Below are 17785 nucleotides of genomic sequence, written 5' to 3'. Positions count from 1 at the left end.
CGAATCCAGCAGGACCAGCTCGTGCCACAGCGCGTTGCCATCACCGGTGCGTCCGGACTGATCGGCGGCGCGCTGTCGGCGTTCCTGCGCGACCGCGGCGACGAGGTCGTCCGGCTGGTCCGTCGGGCCCCCACCGCCCCGGACGAGGTGCAGTGGGACCCCACCGCTCGCCGGCTCGACCCGGCTGACCTCGCGGGGGTCACCGCAGTGGTCCACCTGGCCGGGGCGGGCGTCGGCGACAAGCGCTGGACGCCCTCCTACCAGCAGGAGATCCTCGCCTCCCGCGTGGACGGCACCACCACCGTCGCGACCACCCTGGCGACGCTCGCCGCCGGAGGCCAGTCGGTGCGGCTGGTCAGCGCCGCCGCCGTCGGCGTCTACGGCGACCGCGGCGACGAGGTGCTCACCGAGGCGTCGGCTCCGGGCACCGGGTTCCTGAGCGAGGTCGTGCGGGCCTGGGAGGCCGCGGCCGACCCGGCCCGCGACGCCGGGCTGTCCGTGGCCCACCCGCGCACCGGCCTGGTGTTCGCACCGGACGGTGGGGCGATGGCGCGCATGCTCCCGCTGGCCAAGGTCGGGATCAACGGCCCGCTCGGCAGCGGGCATCAGTGGTGGCCGTGGATCTCGTTGCGCGACACCGTCGCCGGGCTCGCCCACCTCGTCGACCATCCCGAGCTCGAGGGACCGGTCAACCTGGTGGGACCGCACCCCGACCACCAGGTCGACATCGCTCGCGAGCTGGGTCGGCAGATCCACCGCCCAGCGCTCCTGCCGGCCCCGGCGTTCGGGATCAAGCTGGTGCTGGGTGGGTTCTCCGACGAGGTGCTGACCAGCAAGCGTGCCCTCCCGACGCGGCTGCTCGAGTCAGGGTTCGTCCACCAGGACCAGACCGTCGAGTCGGCGCTGCGCTGGGTGCTCGCGCAGCAGTCGCGGCCCGAACCGTCCTAGCCCGCGGCCGCCGACACCTCCCCCACCCGCCAGCGCCCGCCGGACCAGACCAGGGCGAAGCGCAACGGCGTGCCCGGCACCGCCGCGCGCGTCGTCACCTCCCCGGTCGCCGCCACGACCCGGTATGCCGCCGTGCCCACCACCGCGTCGACCGTCGCCGCGGCCTCGTGCCAGGTGACCGTGCGGGCATTGGTCACCTCGAAGCGCACACCCTGCCAGGACGTGCCGGACGCGGCGAGATCCGTGAGCAGCGCGGTGTCCTGTGCCAGCGCCCCCGACCCGGGCGCGTCGAGCTGGGCCACGACGGTGGTCGACCGCCTGTTCATCGCCTCGGCACGCAGGGCCGCCAACGCGACCATCAGCGTGAGCGGGTCACGGGTCGGCGCGGTGCGATCGACCACCGGGCTCGGCAGGGCCGACGAGGTCATCGGCGTGGCCCGCGCCGGGCTGGTCCGGGTCGAGGTGGTCCGCGCCGGAGTGCCTGCCGGGGTCGTCGCCGCGGGAACCGGGGCCGAGCTCGTCGTGGCCGCCGCTCGCGTGGCGCCCGGGTCCGGGCTGTCGAGGCCGAGCCACGCGGGTGCGCGCAGGACTCCGGCGGCCACGAGTCCCGCGACGACCAGGACCGCCACGAGAGCGGCGAGCGTGGCGAGGGCCCCGGCCCGGCCGCGGAGCAGAGAGGCGGCCAGCTCCCGTCGCCCGCGCGCCACAGGGTCGGCCGGTGGCACCGACTGGCGCCGCAACCGCTGGGTGAGCAACGACGTCTCGTCCTTCCCGACCACGAGTCGCAGCGGCTCGCACGGCGCGGAGTCGAAGTAGGCCAGGGCCAGCTCCGCGGCTGTCGGCCGCAGGGCCGGGTCACCCAGCAACGCCTGCGTGGTCACCTCGGACCAGGCCGTCGGCAAGCCCGGCGCGACCTCGGTCAGGGGAGGGCGCAGCGCCCCGGGCGCGGGAGCGCTGCCGGTGACGCACCACCAGGCCAGTGCGCCCACGGCATACACATCAGCGGCCGGCGTTGCGGCACCACCCTCGAGCACTTCCGGAGCGACGAAACCCGCTGTGCCCCAGAGATATCCGCCCTCGCTTCCAGGCGCCTCACCGGCCAGTCGAGCGACGCCGAGGTCGGTCAGGAAGGGGCGCCCCGAGAGCTCGAGGACCACGTTGGCCGGGGTGACGTCGCCGTGCACCACCCCGAGCGCGTGGAGGCCGGCGAGCGCCCGCGCCACCGGGACCAGCACCGTGACCGACTCCCCCACGCTCAGGTGACCACGCGCTCGCACGGCTCGCTCGAGGGAGCCACCGTCGAGGAGGTCGAGGACGAGCGCCACCGCGGGGGGCTCCACATCCAGCCCCACCGCCTCGTGGAACCCCACGAGGCCGTCGACCTCGACCCGGCCCAGCACGGCGAGCTCGCGCGCCACGGCGTGCGTCTGCTCCGGGTGGGCCACCGGCACGACCTTGACGGCGACCTGCCGCCCATCGCTCACCCGGCTGGCAGCCCAGACCGCGCCGACCGCGCCACGGCCGACCAGCTCCCCCACCACGTAGCCGGGCACCCGGGGCGAAGTCGGCGTGGTGCCATCCGGGGCGAGGGGGTCCAGGCTCACCGCGCCAGTCTGCCCAGCCTCGACGGACCACCCTGCGCGTTGTCCACAGGGCCCTCCTAGAGTCGGGCCATGCCTGCTGACCAGCCCACGATCCTGGCCACCTCCGGCGGTTACCGTCGCGCCCAGCGCACCTCGTTCGAGTTCAACGCGCTGATCCACCACGCGGTCGAGCTGTCCGGCACGACCGGGCGCCCCCGCGTAACGCACCTGCCCACGGCCAGCGGCGACCAGCGCTGGCTCGGTGACGACATGGTCGAGGCGGCTCGGGTGGCCGGCTTCGACTTCAGCAACCTCTACCTCTTCCCGATGCCCAACCTCGACGACCTCGAGGGTCACCTGCTCGAGCAGGACGTCGTGTGGGTGAACGGCGGCTCGGTCGCCAACCTGCTGGCGGTCTGGCGGGTGCACGAGCTCGACGGCGTCTTCCGCCGGGTCTGGGAGGCCGGTGTGGTCCTGGCCGGCGTCTCGGCCGGCTCGATCTGCTGGTACACCGGGGGCACGACCGACTCGTTCGGCCCCGAGCTGCGCGCCGTGACCAACGGGCTCGGCTTCCTGCCCTACGGCAACGGCGTGCACTACGACTCCGAGGCGCGACGACGCCCCCTCGTGCACCAGCTCGTCGCCGACGGCACGCTGCCGACCACCCACTGCACCGACGACGGGGTCGGCCTCGTCTACCGCGGGACCGAGCTCGTCGAGGCAGTCAGCGAGCAGGACGGCAAGGGGGCGTTCGTCGTCTCGCGGGAGGGCGACCGGGCCGTCGAGGAGCGGATCGAACCGCGCCGGCTCCGAACCCCCTGACCGCTCGGCGTACGCTGGCTCCCATGCGCTTCGAACACGTGGGATTCGCCCCCGAGCTCGTCGACTACTTGGCGGCGTGGGCGCACCAGCGCGAGGTGCACGCAGCGGTGGTCGACGGCGCGGAGGACACCGTCCTGCTGCTCGAGCACGCCGCGGTGTACACCGCTGGCAAGCGCACCGAGCCGCACCAGCGTCCCTTCGACGGCACCCCCGTCATCGACGTCGACCGGGGTGGGCTGATCACGTGGCACGGTCCCGGACAGCTCGTCGGCTACCCGATCGTCCGCCTGCACGGCGTGCCGATCGACGTGGTGGCCCACGTGCGTCGCCTCGAGGAGGTGATGATCCGCACCTGCCGCGAGTTCGACGTGGAGGTGACCCGGGTCGACGGGCGCAGCGGCGTGTGGGTGCTCGCGGACGACCGTGGCCCCGACCGCAAGCTCGGGGCGATCGGGGTGCGGGTCAGCCGCCAGGTCACCATGCACGGCTTCGCGCTCAACTGCGACGCCGACCTGTCGTGGGCCGACAACATCATCGCGTGCGGGATCGACGACGCCGGGGTCAGCTCGATCACCCGCGAGGCCGGCCGCGTGGTCACCGTGCAGGACGTGCTCCCGTATGCCGAGAAGCACCTGGGCGACGTCCTCGCCTCCGGTGCCTGACCAGCCCGCGGACGCCGGGGCCGTCGAGAGCCGGGCCGAGTCGAGGCGTCCGGTCGACGACCCGGTCGACGAGGACCCGGCCGACGAGGACCCGGCCGCGCACGCGTCGCTCACCCGACGGCTCGTCCAGCTCGTGCTGTCCTGTGCCGTCCTCGGGGTCGGCGTCGCCGTCCTCCTCGACGCCGCCCTGGGCTCCGACGGCTACTCCACGCTCATCTCGGGCCTCACCTCGACCTCGGGGCTGCCGTTCGTGGTCGTCAACCTCGGGGTCGGGATCCTGCTCATCGCGCTGGCATGGAGCCGGGGCACCCGGCCCGGGGTCGGCACCCTCGTGCAGACCGTCGTCGTGGGCGGCACCGTGAGCGCCGTCTCGCCGCTGCTGCCCACCCCGGAAGCCTTGGGGTCGAGGTTCGTCGAGCTCGCCGTCGCGTTCGTCCTGCTCGCGCTGGGGGTGGCCGGCTACCTCGCCTCGCACACCGGCGCAGGTCCGGCCGAGGGCGCCGCGATCGCCTTCGACCCACCCCTGCCGTTCAAGTGGAGCTACACCGTCCTGCAGGCGGTGAGCGCGCTCGGCGGCTGGGCCCTCGGAGCCGCCGTCGGCCCGGGCACCCTCCTCGTGTCGCTGTTCGTCGGCCCCACCGTCGACCTGCTGACCCGGGTGCGCCCTGTTGGAAGCGAAACTTCCGGATATCCGGAAGTTTCGCTTCCAACAGGGCGGGAGGGGGGCGGGGCGGCCGGGGGGTGAGGCGCGGGAATAGTCCTTCGCGGGCAGGCGTAGTCTTGATGGACGCCCGGTGACCTCCGGGCGCACCCGTGCCCCGCGGCATACCTGCTGCTGGCGGCGCACCGAACGGAAGGCAAGGGAGTCTTCGTGACCATCGCACCCGAGGGCCGCCGACTGCTGCGCGTCGAGGCGCGCAACGCCGAGACGCCGATCGAGCGCAAGCCCGAGTGGATCCGGACGACCGCGAAGATGGGTCCCGAGTACACCAAGCTCCACTCGATGGTGAAGACCGAGGGACTGCACACGGTCTGCCAGGAAGCCGGCTGCCCCAACATCTTCGAGTGCTGGGAGGACCGCGAGGCCACCTTCCTCATCGGCGGTGACGTCTGCACCCGCCGCTGCGACTTCTGCGACATCGCCACCGGTCGCCCCGAGGCACTCGACCGCGACGAGCCCCGCCGGGTCGCCGAGTCGGTCGCCCAGATGGGGCTGCGCTACTCCACCGTGACCGGGGTGGCGCGCGACGACCAGCCCGACGGCGCCGCCTGGCTCTACGCCGAGACGATCCGCCAGATCCACGCCAAGAACCCCAACACCGGCGTCGAGATCCTGCCGCCCGACTTCGGCGCCAAGCCCGAGCTCGTGGGCCAGGTCTTCGACGCCCGGCCCGAGGTCTTCGCGCACAACCTCGAGACCGTGCCCCGCATCTTCAAGCAGATCCGTCCCGCGTTCACCTACGACAAGTCGCTCAAGGTCCTGTCGATGGCGCGCGAGGCCGAGCTCGTCACCAAGTCCAACCTCATCCTGGGCATGGGCGAGGAGGACCACGAGGTGGAGCAGGCGATCCGCGACCTGCACGACGCCGGCTGCGACATCCTCACCATCACGCAGTACCTCCGGCCGTCCAAGCTGCACCACCCGATCGACCGGTGGGTCAAGCCCGAGGAGTTCGTGCACTGGAGCGACGTCGCCCAGGAGATGGGCTTCAAGGGCGTCATGGCCGGGCCGCTGGTCCGGTCGTCCTACCGCGCCGGACGCCTGTGGGCCACGGCCATGCGCAAGTGGGGTCGCGACATCCCGGAGCACCTCCAGCACCTCGCTGACGCAGCCGGTGACCCCGCCCGCCAGGAGGCGTCGTCCCTCCTGGCCGCACGCCAGCCGGGCGTGTTGGGCGCCCCCGCCTGACACCCGTATCCTGACCCTCATGGCCCGCAAGGAAACGCAGCAGTCAGACACGCCCAAGAAGCCGGGCCGGTTCGCCCAGATCCGTCAGGTCTTCACGGCCTCGCGCAAGGCTGACCCCACGATCCCGTGGTGGATGCTGCTGGCGTTCCTCGCGGTGATCGCCGTCGGCGTGAGCATCGGCGCGCTGCTGGGCCACTGGAAGTACGCCCTGTTCCTCTCGGTGCCGGTCGGTCTGCTCGCCGCCACCCTCGTGCTGTCCCGGATGGCGGAGCGGGCGGCCTACCGCTCGCTCGAGGGCCAGCCCGGTGCGGCCGGCGCGGCGCTCGGTGCCCTGCGTCGCGGCTGGTTCTACGACCAGCAGCCGGTGGCCGTTGACGGCGCCCGCGGCACCCGCCCGGAGGACGTCGCCGGTGCTGCCTTCGTCTACCGCGCGCTGGGACGTCCCGGCATCGTGCTCATCGGCGAGGGCCCCGACGCGCGCCGCACCAAGCTGCTCACCCAGGAGCGCAAGAAGGTCGAGCGGGTCGCCCCCGGTGTGCCCGTGACCTCGGTCGTCGTCGGCGACGGCGCCGACCAGGTGCCGATCCGCAAGCTGGGCAGCAAGATCACCCGCATGAAGCCGGTCCTCACCAAGGAGGAGGTGTCGGCGGTCAACAAGCGGCTCAAGTCGCTCGGTGGCCTGCGTCCGCCGATCCCCGCGGGCATGGACCCGAACAAGGCGCGGGTCGACCGCAAGGCGATGCGCGGCCGCTGACCGTCAAGCGCAACCTGAGCCCCCTGGAGGGCGCCCAGGTTGCGAAGGGTCGCTAGCCGGAGGCGCGCTCGACCAGTGACGTGTCCAGGACCAGCTGCTCGGGGACGGACACTCCCCCGGCGCTGATCTGGGCGAGCAGCATCGTCGCCATCTCGCGGCCGAGCTGCTCCATCGGCTGGTGCACCGTCGTCAGCGGAGGGTTCGCGACCGCTGCGAGCGGGCCGTCGTCGAACCCGACCAGCGCCACGTCCTGCGGCACGCTGCGGCCCGCCTCGCGCAGGACGCGCAGGGCGCCCAGCGCCATCAGGTCGCTGGCCGCGAACACCGCGTCGATGTCAGGTCGTCGCTCCAGCAGCGCGGTCATCGCCGAGGCACCGCTGACCTCGCTGAAGTCGCCGACCTCGATCAGGGACTCGTCGACCTCCCGGCCCGCCGCGGCCAGCGCCTGGCGGTAGCCGTCGAGGCGGTCGCGACCGGCGATCATGTCCTGCGGTCCCGCGATGAGGGCGACCACCTCGCGGCCGCTCGACACCAGGTGCCGCACGGCGTCCCGCGCGCCGCCGGTGTTGTCGACGTCGACGTAGCTCATCTCCCCGGCCTGTCCGGGTCGGCCACAGAAGACGATCGGCAGGCCGCGGCCCTGGATCCGGCTGGGGAGCGTGTCGGCGTCGTGGGCCGAGAGCATCAGCACCCCGTCGACGTGCTGGGGGGTGAGGTAGGTGTCGAGACGGTCGACCTGCTCGCGGGTCTGCACGAGAGCGAGCACGAGCTGCCGGGACGCCTCCCCCACCACGGTGGTGATGCCGCGGACCACGCCGGCGAAGAACGGCTCCCCGAAGATCCGCTCCTCGGGCTCGCTGATCACCAGGGCGATGGCGCCGGTCCGGCGGGTCACCAGGGCGCGGGCCGCCATGTTGGGCACGTAGCCGAGCTCGTCGACCGCTCGCATCACCCTGACGCGGGTGCGCTCGGAGACCTGCGGCGACCCGTTCACCACCCGCGAGACGGTGCCGCGACCCACGCCTGCGCGGGCCGCCACCTCCTCGAGGGTCGGCTGGCCGCCGGTGCCGCTGCTCACGAGCTGTGCCTCATGGGGTCAGTATTGCCTGCGGTCACCGGCGAGGAACGCGGCATACCAGCGTCCGCTGTCCTTGACCGTCCGCTCCTGGGTCTCGAAGTCCACGTGCACGATGCCGAACCGCTTGGCATAGCCCTCGGCCCACTCGAAGTTGTCCATCAGCGACCACGCGAAGTACCCGGCGAGCGGGACCCCCGCGGCCACGGCACGCGACGCCGCCTCGAGGTGCGCGGCGAGGAAGTCGATCCGGCGCAGGTCGTGGATCCCCCCGTCCGGCCCCACCTCGTCGTCGAAGGCCGCGCCGTTCTCGGTCATCACCAGCGGCAGGTCGCCGTAGTCGCGGGTCACCCGCGTGAGGATGTCGAACAGGCCGTCGGCGTCCACCTCCCAGCCCATCGCGGTGGTGGGCAGCCCGCGGTCGGTGAAGTCGACGACGCCCGAGCCGGGGAACGCCCCGGGCGCCACCACGTGGCGGGTGTAGTAGTTCACCCCGAGGAAGTCGAGCGGGGCGCTGATCGTCTCGAGGTCGCCGTCGGCGACGAACGCGAGGTCGCTGACGTGGGCCACGTCCTCGACGACGTCCTTGGGGTAGGCGCCGCGCAGCACCGGGTCGAGGAACCACCGGTTCGACAGCCCGTCGATGCGACGCACCACGTCGTCCACCCCGGGCCCGTCGTGGGCCCCCGCGACCGGGTAGAGGTTGAGGGTGATCCCGACCTGCGCGTCCGGCACCCGCTCCCGGAGCGCCTGCACCGCGAGCCCGTGCCCCAGCATGAGGTGGTGCGCGGCGGCCAGGGCGTCGGCACCGTCCGCGCGACCGGGCGCGTGCCGCCCGCTGCCGTACCCGAGGAAGGCCGAGCACCAGGGCTCGTTGAGGGTGATGAAGTGCTTGACCCGGTCGCCGAGGGCGTCGGCGACGTGCGCGGCATACTCCGCGAAGCGGTATGCCGTGTCGCGGGCGGGCCAGCCGCCCAGGTCCTCGAGTGGTTGGGGCAGGTCCCAGTGGTAGAGCGTGGCCCACGGCGTGATGCCGCGCTCGAGCAGGCTGTCGACCAGGCGGCTGTAGAAGTCGAGTCCGGCCTGGTTGACCGGACCCGAGCCGGTCGGCTGCACGCGCGGCCAGGCGATCGAGAAGCGGTAGGCGTCGACGCCCAGGCTCGCCATCAGGTCGGCGTCCTGCGGGTAGCGGTGGTAGTGCTCGACCGCGACGTCGCCGTTGTCGCCGTCGACCACCCGACCGGGTGTGGCCGAGAAGGTGTCCCAGATCGACGGTCCCCGGCCGCCCTCGGAGGTGGCGCCCTCGATCTGGTAGCTCGAGGTGGCCACGCCCCAGGCGAAGTCGTCCGGGAAGTCGCTGCGCGACAGGTGGTGGTTGATCGGCATGGTCATCCCTTGACTCCGCCCTGCATGATGCCGCCGATGATCTGGCGGCCGAACACGATGAACACGATGACGAGCGGCAGGGTCCCGAGCAGGGTCCCGGCCATGACCAGCGCCTGGTCGGTGTAGTAGCCGCCCGAGAGCCTGGACAGCGCGACCTGCACCGTCGGGTGCTCGGCGTCGAGGGTCAGGTAGGGCCACAGGAAGTCGTTCCAGCGCTCCATGAAGGTGAGCAGCCCCAGCACCGCCGCGGCCGGCCGCAGGATCGGGAAGACCACCGAGAAGAAGATCCGGAACGTCGACGCCCCGTCGACCCGGGCCGCCTCGATGAGCTCGTTCGGGATCGCCTGCGCGGCGTACTGCCGCATCATGAAGACCCCGAACCCGCTGACGAGGAACGGCAGCAGCGCCGACGGCAGGGTGCCGGCCAGGCCGAGCTTGCCCATCAGCATGTAGAGCGGCACGAGACCGAGCTGGACCGGGACCATCATGGTGCCGATCACGATGAGCAGCAACGCATTCCGTCCCCGGAACCGCAGCTTCGCGAACGCGAACCCGGCCAGTGCGGAGAGCACCACGACCGAGATGGTGGCGACGCCGGCGACCAGCACCGAGTTCACCATCGCCTGCCCGAAGATGACGTCCTGGTTGGCGAAGACGCGCGAGATGTTGGTCCCGAGCTGGTCCCCCGGGGTGAGCGGCGGCGGCACCGAGGTGATGTCGCTGTTGGGCCGCGAGGCCATCACGACCATGTAGTAGAGCGGTCCGGCGGACAGCAGGACCGAGATCGCCAGGCAGAGGTAGACGAGCTTGCTGGCCGGGGTGGCACCGCTGCTCTGGGCGGCCAGCCTGGCCAGGGACCGACGACGCCGGGGGCTGGGCGCCTCGACCACGGGGACGGCGACCGGGGGCACGGGGGCGGAGAGCTGGATCTGGGTCATCGTCGCCTCACTCCGCCGACCGGATGCGCCGCAGCAGCAGCACGTTGACCGCCGAGAAGACCGCGATGAACAGGAACAGCACCCACGCGATGGTGGCCGCGTAGCCGAACCGCTGACCGGTGAAGGCCTGCTGGATGAGGTACATCGCGGCAGTCTGGAACTGCCCCGTCGTGCCGCCCCCGATGGAGTTCGCCCCCGGGTTGAACAGCAGGGGCTCGGTGAACAGCTGGGTGCCGCCGATGGTGGCGACCACCGACACGAAGATGAGGGTGGGGCGCAGCATCGGCACCGTGATCGACCAGAAGGTGCGCCAGCCGTTGGCCCCGTCGATGCGCGCCGCCTCGTAGATCTCGGTCGGCACCGACTGCAGCGCGGCCAGCAGGATCAGCGCGTTGTAGCCGGTCCAGCGCCAGTCGACCATGGTCGAGATGGCGAGCCACGACGACCAGCGGTGGTCCTGCCAGGCGATCGGGTCGACCCCCAGGTGGCCGAGGATCCAGTTGAACAGCCCGAAGTCCCGGCTGAACATCATCGTGAAGATGATCCCGACGGCGGCGACCGACGTGACGTTCGGGAGCAGGATGCCCATCCGCCACCAGGTCGCTCCCCGCAGCCGCGAGTTGAGCATCTGGGCCAGCACCATCGCGAGGACCAGCTGCGGGATGGTGGCGACGACGAACATCCCGAAGGTGTTGAGCATCGCGTTCCAGAAGTCCTTGTCCTGCATCAGCTCGCGGTAGTTGCCGAGGCCCAGCCAGCCCTGGTCACCCGCGAGCAGGCTCCAGTCGTGGGTCGAGACCCAGGCCGTGTAGACCAGCGGGAACAGGCCGAAGACCGCGAACAGGATGAAGAACGGCGAGACCATCGCGTAGGGCGACAGACGGGTGTCGGCTCGCCGGAGCCGTTGCCGCCAGCCGGTCGCCGGCGGGGCTGCGCCGGCGACCTTCTCGGGCGTCGTGGTGGTCACGGATCTCCCTCGGGTGGGTGGGGCGGTGGTGCTGTGGCAGGTCGTTGGTGGTGCTGGGTGGTGGCGGTCGGGTGCCGGCTCGCGAGAGCGCCGGCACCCGACCGCAGCTGGGGTATGCCGCGGGCGTGCGGCTACTTCGCCGCCTTCTGGGCGGCCGCGATGGCCTCGGTCCAGCCTGCGGCCGCCGTGCGTTGTCCGCCCTCGACGGCGCGCAGGGTGTTCTCCACGGCGTCCCGGACCGGCTGGTTCTTGGCCCCAAGGTAGACCGGCTTCAGGTTGGCCGCGCCGGCAACGAACAGCTCACCGACGGGGGCGTTGTTGAAGTAGTCGTTCTTGGCGTCCTTGAGGGCCGCCTCGGTGTAGAGCTTGGGGTTGGACGGGAGGTTCCCCGCCGCCTTGAACGCCGCGAGCTGGCTCTGGCCGGTCGTGAGGAACTTGGCGAGCTCGACGGCTTCCTTCTGGTGCTTGCTCTGGGTCGGCACGCCGAGCCAGGAGCCGCCCCAGTTGCCGCCACCGCCGGGGATCGTGGTGATGTCCCACTTCCCGGAGTTCGCGGCACCGGCCTGGTCCTTGATGTAGCCGGTCATCCACGCGGGGCAGGCGAGCGTGGCGAACGAGCCGTTCTTGAACCCGGCGTTCCACTCCGGCGAGAAGGCCTTGAGCTTCGCCGAGAGTCCGGTCTCGACCATCTTCAGCGACTCGTCCCAGGCCGACTTGACCGCGGGGTTGCTGTCGATGACCAGCTTGTCGCTGCGGTCGAAGTAGGTGTGGTCACCCGACTGCATGAGGATGGAGTTGTAGGTGTTGGTGGCGCTGTCGACGAAGTGCGACTTCGCGTCCTTGATCCCGGCCTGGTACTTCTGCCCGGTGGCGATGTACTCGTCCCACGTGGGCCACAGCTTGCCGACCTCGACGCGGTCGGTGGGGAGGCCGGCCTTCTCGAACAGGTCCTTGCGGTAGCACATGGCCAGGCCGCCGACATCGGTGCCGAGCCCGATGGTGGTCTTGCCGTCGGCGGTCGTGGCGTTGGCGTACTTCCACGGGAGCCAGTTGTCCTTGAGCTCGTTGCTGCCGTACTGCTGCAGGTTCACGAACTTGTCGGCGCTCTGGAGGAAGTTGACGACCTGGCCCTCCTCGATGGCCACGACGTCGCCGGCGCCGGACCCGGCCGCGATCCGCTGGATCAGCTGGGTGTTGTACTTGCCGAGGTCGCCCTCGGCGGTCTCGACGACCGTGACGTTCGGGTGGTCCTTCATGTACTGCGTGTACAGGTCCGTGTAGCCGAACTTGCCGAACGTGCTCACCCGCAGCGTGACCTTCTCGCCGGATGAGGTGGAGCCGCCGTTGTCGCCACCGCAGGCGGCGGTGAGGGCGGCCGTAGCGATCATTGCGGCTGCGGGAACCAGCCAGCGAGAGCGTGAGTGCACCGTTGCACCTTTCGTCGGGCTCCCTGATGGGAGCGCTCCCGAACAGCGTGGGACCCGGCCCGCTGCCGGGTCAAGAGTTCCGTGGGAGCGTTCTCATTTCGTGATCATTCCGTGACCTTGAGGGAGTCGACCGGCTCCAGCACCGCCGCCACGGCGCTCGCAAACCGGGTCACCGAGCCCGGCGACATCCGCAGGAAGAGGTCGGGCTCGATGAGCTCGAGCTCCATCAGGGTCGGCTGCCCGTCGACGTCCACCAGGTCGACCCGGGCGTAGACCAGCGCGTCGGGGGCGCCGGCCATCGCCCTCCTGGCCACGTCGAGCTCGGCCTCGGTCGGCGTGTGCGCCACCTCCGAGCCGCCGTGCAGGGCCTGCACGCGGTAGTCGCCGGGCTTGGGCACCTTGCGCACGGCGTGGGACAGCTCGCCGCCGAAGAAGAACAGCGACACCTCCCCCGCCTCCACCCCCGCGGCATACGGCTGGACGATCGTGTCGCCCGCCTCGACGAGGACGAGCAGGTGGGCGCCCGCCTCCGGCGACCCGGCCGGCGCCTTGAGGGCGCCCCTGGCTCCGCCGTCGACCGCCGGCTTGATCACCACCTCGCCCCAGCCGGTCGCCACCATGCGCTCGACGGGGTCCGCCGTTCCCCTGGCGAGGGCCAGGGTGGGCAGGACGGGGATGCCGGCCTCGCCTAGCTCGAGCAGGTAGCCCTTGTGGGAGTTCCAGCGAATCACTGTGGGGCTGTTGATGATCCGCGACACGGAGTCCACGTGGTCCGCCCACTCGAGGTACTCGTCGAGACGGTCGAAGTAGTCCCAGGTCGAGCGGATCACGACCAGGTCGAAGGACGCCCAGTCGACGCCACGCTGGTGCCAGACGACCACCTCGGCGTCGTGACCGAGGCCGCGCAGCTCGTCGGCGATCGCCGGCGGCTCGGGGTCGTCGTACATCGGGTCGGACCAGGTGCAGAGGGCGATGCGGCTCACGGTGACCAGTCTGGCAGCGCGCGCGTGAGCAGGGGTTGCGCGACGCGGCATACGCGATATAACGTGAATCTCGACAACGCGATATAGCGTGACTCTGGGCCATCACGGCCCACCGTGACACCACAGCCAGCGAGAGGACACCCCATGAGCGAGGAATGGTCGATCGACACCCCCCGGGTGCTCGACATCGGCGGCGACGGCGAGAAGGTCGGGCGGCTCAGCGTCGCCGTCGTCGGCGGTCGCGTCGACGTGGTCACGCACACCGACTCCCCCACCGCCCGCGTCGAGATCGCCCAGATCGAGGGTATGCCGGTCAAGGTCACCTGGGACGGGTGGAAGCTCAAGATCACCCACGGCGTCGACTCGACCCGGATCCTCGACCGGGTGCGGCAGGCCTTCGAGGGCCTCGAGCGCAACCGGGTCGCGCTGAGCATCTCGATCCCCGAGGACGCCGAGACCTCCGTGAGCACGGTGAGCGCCAGCGGGTTGCTGGCCGGCATGCGGGCCGGAGCCAAGGCCAACACCGTCTCCGGGTCGATCACCATCGACGACGTGGTCGGCGACGTCGACATCAACACGGTCAGCGGCGAGGTCGAGTGCGGCAACGTGCGCGGCCGGCTCAAGGTGCACTCGGTCTCGGGGGCGGTCACCGCCCAGCAGAGCGACGTGCCCGAGGTCAGCATCAGCACGGTGAGCGGCGACGTGGCGCTGGACCTGCTCAACAGCGCGGCCTCGATCAAGTCGACCTCCGTCTCTGGCGACGTGACGGTGCGGGCACCCCACGGCGGTTACGACGTGACCGCGAACACCGCCTCGGGGCAGGTCGTCATCGACGGGCACGCGATCCACAAGCACTCCTACACGGCAGGCAACCGGCTCACCGACGGCGACGGCAGCCTGCGCGTCAAGGCCAACGCCGTCTCCGGGAACGTCGTGGTGCTCAAGAGCGCCGTGGCTGCCCAGCCGGATGGGGCGTCCGCATGAGCCCGGTCTTCGCGCACGGCCAGCTCCGGCTCTACCTGCTGGCGCTGCTCAACGAGGGGCCGCGGCACGGCTACGAGGTCATCCAGGACCTCGAGCACCGGTTCAACGGCCTCTACTCCCCCAGCGCCGGCACGGTGTACCCGAGGCTGGCCAAGCTGGAGGAGGAAGGGCTGGTCGAGCGGGCCGAGGAGGGACGCAAGGCGATCTACCGGATCACCGAGGCCGGCCGCCAGGAGGTGCGGGACCGCCAGGACGAGCTGTCGAGCCTGGAGTCCGACCTCGACCTCTCGGTGCGTGAGCTCGCTGAGCAGGTGCGCTCCCGCGTGCGTGGGCAGACCAAGGACCTGCGCGCCGAGCTCAGGGCCGCCGCGCAGGAGGCCCGCCGCACCGCCACTCCCGTCGGTGGGCAGGAGTCGTGGAACGGGTGGAAGGGCAGTGACCCCAGCGCGATCCGCGACCTCGAGCAGGCGGTGGCCGAGCTGCGCGCGGAGGCGCGCACCGCGTGGAAGCGGCACGGGCTGACCAGTGAGCAGAGTCGCGAGATCATCGACATCCTCACCGACGCGACCGGCCGGATCCGCGACGTCTTCACCCGCCGCTGACCCTGACCGCGCCGCTCAGGTGCGGACGATGAGGGTGCCGGCGGCCTTGTCGTGCAGGCTGCGGCCGTCCTTGTCCCAGAACATCGCCGGCAGGAACAGGCACAGCAGGACGGTGCGCACCAGCACCTGGAACGGCCGCGCGCGCTGGCCGTCGAGCGACAGCACGCGCAGGCCGACGACCCGGTGGCCGAGCGTGTAGCCCGCCGTCCCCACGAGCAGCAGCTGCTCGAGCGCGAACAGGCCCAGCAGGATCAGGGTGTCGTTGCCGGAGGCCACGCCGGCGAACGGCAGCGGCACGTCGAACAACGCTGCCGCGATGAGCTGGCAGGCGGTCCAGTCGATCACGACGCCGACCAGGCGCCGCCCGAACCGGGCGATCGAACCGCGCCCGGTGCGCGGCATACCCAGTCGCTCTCCGGGGTATGCCGAGGAGGCGCCTGAGCGCGAACCCGGGCCTTCGAGCCAGGACCCGAGGTCCTTGCGGTCCACCACGGCGCCAGCCTCTCACGTCGTAACACCCGTGAAACATTCGGGTCATGGGCGAGAAATCCCCACCCGTTAGGGTCGACGGCGACACCAGTTGAGTCATGGGCGGTTTCGCCCGCCCCACCACAGGAGGTTGGTTTGTTCAGCAATGCTGACGAGGTCCTGAAGTTCATCAAGGACGAGGACGTCATCTTCGTCGATGTGCGGTTCTGTGACCTGCCCGGCGTGATGCAGCACTTCAACGTGCCGGCCAAGAGCCTCGACGCGGAGTTCTTCAAGGAAGGCCAGATGTTCGACGGGTCGTCGATCCGCGGCTTCCAGGCGATCCACGAGTCCGACATGAAGCTGATCCCGGACCCCACGAGCGCGTACCTCGACCCGTTCCGCAAGGAAAAGACGCTCATCCTCAACTTCTCCATCGTCGACCCGTTCACCGGCGAGGAGTACTCGCGCGACCCGCGCAACATCGCGGCCAAGGCCGAGGCGTACCTCAAGTCGACCGGCATCGCCGACACCGCGTACTTCGGTGCGGAGGCCGAGTTCTACGTCTTCGACGACGTGCGCTTCGAGACCAAGCAGAACGCCAGCTACTACTTCATCGACTCCGTCGAGGCCGCGTGGAACACCGGTCGCGAGGAGGAGGGTGGCAACAAGGGCTACAAGACCCGCTACAAGGGTGGCTACTTCCCCGTGCCGCCGGTGGACCACTTCGCCGACATGCGCGACGAGATGACGCTGGCCCTCCAGGACGCCGGCCTCACGGTCGAGCGCGCCCACCACGAGGTCGGCACCGCCGGTCAGCAGGAGATCAACTACCGCTTCAACGCGCTGAAGCAGGCTGCTGACGACGTGCTGAAGTTCAAGTACATCATCAAGAACGTGGCGTGGAAGGGCGACAAGACCGTCACCTTCATGCCGAAGCCGATCTTCGGTGACAACGGCTCGGGCATGCACTCGCACCAGTCGCTCTGGAAGGACGGCGAGCCGCTGTTCTACGACGAGCGCGGCTACGGCGGCCTGTCGGACATCGCCCGCTGGTACATCGGTGGACTGCTCAAGCACGCCCCGGCGCTGCTCGCGTTCACCAACCCGACGGTGAACTCCTACCACCGCCTGGTCCCCGGCTACGAGGCCCCGGTCAACCTGGTCTACTCGGCGCGCAACCGCTCGGCCTGCATCCGCATCCCGATCACCGGTGACAACCCGAAGGCCAAGCGCGTCGAGTTCCGCGTGCCGGACCCGTCGGCCAACCCGTACCTGGCCTTCTCGGCGATGCTGATGGCCGGCCTGGACGGCATCAAGAACCGGATCGAGCCCCCGGAGCCGGTGGACAAGGACCTCTACGAGCTGCCGCCGGAGGAGCACGACGCGATCGCGCAGGTCCCCGGTTCGCTCCCCGAGGTGCTCGACGCCCTCGAGGCCGACCACGAGTTCCTGCTCGAGGGTGACGTGTTCACCAAGGACCTCATCGAGACCTGGATCGAGTGGAAGCGCAAGAACGAGGTCGACCCGATCCGCTTCCGTCCGCACCCGCACGAGTTCGAGATGTACTTCGACATCTGAGCTGAGCGAGGAACGAGCGAGGCCAGATGTCGAACAGAAGACACAGCGACATCTGAGCTGAGCGAGGAACGAGCGAGGCCAGATGTCGAACAGAAGACACAGCGATATCTGAGCCGAGCGAGGAACGAGCGAGCCAGATCTGCCCAGCGAGTCCGCTCGCGCTGCCATCACTGCACCAACGGCAGCGCGGGCGGACTCGTCTGCGTCGGGCCACCTGTGCCCGTCCTAGCGCCGGGACCGCGACCCGGGCATCGTGTCCCTCCTGCGCCCGGGCCGCGGAGCCCCTGCAAGGCCGCGACCCGAGGGAGGGCACGAGGGGGATCGGAAACCTCAACCTCAGGCCGCGGTACCTGCATCGTTACCCGTGGAGAGGCTGGCTCAAACTCGAATGTTCCTGCGGAGTCGGGCGCGGGTGAGGCCATTACCGCCGTGGGCCGCTCACCTGAACTTCGTCCAGGTCAGGAACACTCCCACCCCGACCACGACGATGAGACTCAAGAGCGCGAGGTCCTGCCAGGCGGGAGTGGTGCGGTAGGTGCGACGAGTTTCGCGGGCGTGACGATCGTCTCTGGCCATTGGGGTGACTCCTTGCGTTGGAGGGGACTCCTGTCCGCTAGACGGATCGGCCAGACGTCAGTCGGCACAACCGGCACAACGGTAAAGCGACCGCCGGAGCCTCCCTGTTACACGCCCAGC

At 70.7% G+C, this 17785-nt stretch carries 18 protein-coding genes; 9 read left to right on the top strand and 9 right to left on the bottom strand.

Features of this window, described 5'->3' with window-relative positions:
* The first annotated feature begins 21 nt into the window (after window positions 1–21).
* The gene (locus tag ASG91_RS00770) at window positions 22–948 is read left to right on the top strand and encodes a TIGR01777 family oxidoreductase (RefSeq protein WP_056920716.1); all 927 of its coding nucleotides are present in this window, start codon (window positions 22–24) and stop codon (window positions 946–948) included.
* On the opposite strand, the gene ASG91_RS20470 is transcribed toward ASG91_RS00770, so the two are convergent.
* A complete protein-coding gene (locus ASG91_RS20470) occupies window positions 945–2552 on the bottom strand; it encodes a serine/threonine-protein kinase (RefSeq protein ID WP_162257485.1) in 1608 nt (535 codons plus the stop codon). The genes ASG91_RS00770 and ASG91_RS20470 overlap by 4 nt on opposite strands.
* Window positions 2553–2621: 69 nt before the next feature.
* Between ASG91_RS20470 and ASG91_RS00760 the strand changes: the two genes are divergently transcribed.
* The 5 genes from ASG91_RS00760 to ASG91_RS00740 all read left to right on the top strand — a co-directional run bounded on the left by ASG91_RS00760 (window position 2622) and on the right by ASG91_RS00740 (window position 6678).
* The gene (locus ASG91_RS00760) at window positions 2622–3353 is read left to right on the top strand and encodes a peptidase E (protein ID WP_056920714.1); all 732 of its coding nucleotides are present in this window, start codon (window positions 2622–2624) and stop codon (window positions 3351–3353) included.
* Window positions 3350–4015, top strand: coding sequence for a lipoyl(octanoyl) transferase LipB (lipB, locus tag ASG91_RS00755; protein WP_256363712.1), 666 nt, complete (start codon window positions 3350–3352; stop codon window positions 4013–4015). Before ASG91_RS00760 ends, lipB begins: the two co-directional genes overlap by 4 nt.
* Window positions 4008–4760, top strand: a complete 753-nt coding sequence (locus ASG91_RS00750; RefSeq protein ID WP_056920712.1) for a YitT family protein — start codon at window positions 4008–4010, stop codon at window positions 4758–4760. The genes lipB and ASG91_RS00750 overlap by 8 nt, the downstream gene beginning before the upstream one ends.
* Before the next feature lie 126 nt (window positions 4761–4886).
* A complete protein-coding gene (gene lipA / locus ASG91_RS00745; RefSeq protein WP_056920711.1) occupies window positions 4887–5924 on the top strand; it encodes a lipoyl synthase in 1038 nt (345 codons plus the stop codon).
* A gap of 19 nt (window positions 5925–5943) precedes the next feature.
* On the top strand, window positions 5944–6678 hold the full coding sequence (locus tag ASG91_RS00740; RefSeq protein WP_056920710.1) for a DUF4191 domain-containing protein: 735 nt from the start codon (window positions 5944–5946) through the stop codon (window positions 6676–6678).
* Between the two features lie 52 nt (window positions 6679–6730).
* Here the strand turns inward: ASG91_RS00740 and ASG91_RS00735 are convergent, their stop codons facing one another.
* From ASG91_RS00735 to ASG91_RS00710, 6 genes are all read right to left on the bottom strand, one after another.
* Window positions 6731–7756, bottom strand: a complete 1026-nt coding sequence (locus ASG91_RS00735) for a LacI family DNA-binding transcriptional regulator (protein WP_056920709.1) — start codon at window positions 7754–7756, stop codon at window positions 6731–6733.
* Window positions 7757–7774: 18 nt separating this feature from the next.
* Entirely contained in the window at window positions 7775–9139 is a 1365-nt protein-coding gene (locus ASG91_RS00730) for a GH1 family beta-glucosidase (protein WP_056920708.1), read from the bottom strand.
* A gap of 2 nt (window positions 9140–9141) precedes the next feature.
* Window positions 9142–10077, bottom strand: coding sequence for a carbohydrate ABC transporter permease (locus ASG91_RS00725; RefSeq protein ID WP_082593804.1), 936 nt, complete (start codon window positions 10075–10077; stop codon window positions 9142–9144).
* A 7-nt stretch (window positions 10078–10084) separates the two neighbouring features.
* Window positions 10085–11044, bottom strand: a complete 960-nt coding sequence (locus ASG91_RS00720; protein WP_235545294.1) for a carbohydrate ABC transporter permease — start codon at window positions 11042–11044, stop codon at window positions 10085–10087.
* Window positions 11045–11175: 131 nt separating this feature from the next.
* Complete coding sequence (locus ASG91_RS00715) at window positions 11176–12471, bottom strand: ABC transporter substrate-binding protein (RefSeq protein ID WP_200961192.1); 1296 nt, start codon at window positions 12469–12471, stop codon at window positions 11176–11178.
* Window positions 12472–12575: 104 nt separating this feature from the next.
* The gene (locus tag ASG91_RS00710) at window positions 12576–13454 is read right to left on the bottom strand and encodes a RimK family alpha-L-glutamate ligase (RefSeq protein ID WP_056920706.1); all 879 of its coding nucleotides are present in this window, start codon (window positions 13452–13454) and stop codon (window positions 12576–12578) included.
* Between the two features lie 144 nt (window positions 13455–13598).
* On the opposite strand from ASG91_RS00710, the gene ASG91_RS00705 reads away from it, so the two are divergent.
* Window positions 13599–14438, top strand: coding sequence for a DUF4097 family beta strand repeat-containing protein (locus ASG91_RS00705; protein WP_056920705.1), 840 nt, complete (start codon window positions 13599–13601; stop codon window positions 14436–14438).
* Window positions 14435–15040 carry a PadR family transcriptional regulator gene (locus ASG91_RS00700; protein ID WP_056920704.1) on the top strand — a complete coding sequence of 202 codons (606 nt, stop codon included), beginning with the start codon at window positions 14435–14437 and terminating at the stop codon, window positions 15038–15040. The genes ASG91_RS00705 and ASG91_RS00700 overlap by 4 nt, the downstream gene beginning before the upstream one ends.
* Before the next feature lie 15 nt (window positions 15041–15055).
* Here the strand turns inward: ASG91_RS00700 and ASG91_RS00695 are convergent, their stop codons facing one another.
* Entirely contained in the window at window positions 15056–15532 is a 477-nt protein-coding gene (locus ASG91_RS00695; protein ID WP_056920703.1) for an RDD family protein, read from the bottom strand.
* A 132-nt stretch (window positions 15533–15664) separates the two neighbouring features.
* On the opposite strand from ASG91_RS00695, the gene glnA reads away from it, so the two are divergent.
* Window positions 15665–17089: a type I glutamate--ammonia ligase gene (gene glnA, locus ASG91_RS00690; protein ID WP_056920702.1), complete on the top strand. Its 1425-nt coding sequence runs from the start codon at window positions 15665–15667 to the stop codon at window positions 17087–17089.
* Between the two features lie 438 nt (window positions 17090–17527).
* Here glnA and ASG91_RS20465 read toward each other — a convergent pair whose 3' ends face one another.
* A complete protein-coding gene (locus ASG91_RS20465) occupies window positions 17528–17665 on the bottom strand; it encodes a hypothetical protein (protein ID WP_157582028.1) in 138 nt (45 codons plus the stop codon).
* Window positions 17666–17785 lie beyond the last annotated feature (120 nt).

Source organism: Phycicoccus sp. Soil802 (assembly GCF_001429605.1).
Taxonomy (GTDB): domain Bacteria; phylum Actinomycetota; class Actinomycetes; order Actinomycetales; family Dermatophilaceae; genus Pedococcus.
Note: the sequence above shows the minus strand (reverse complement) of the source record. Positions and strands in the feature narration are given on the sequence as shown.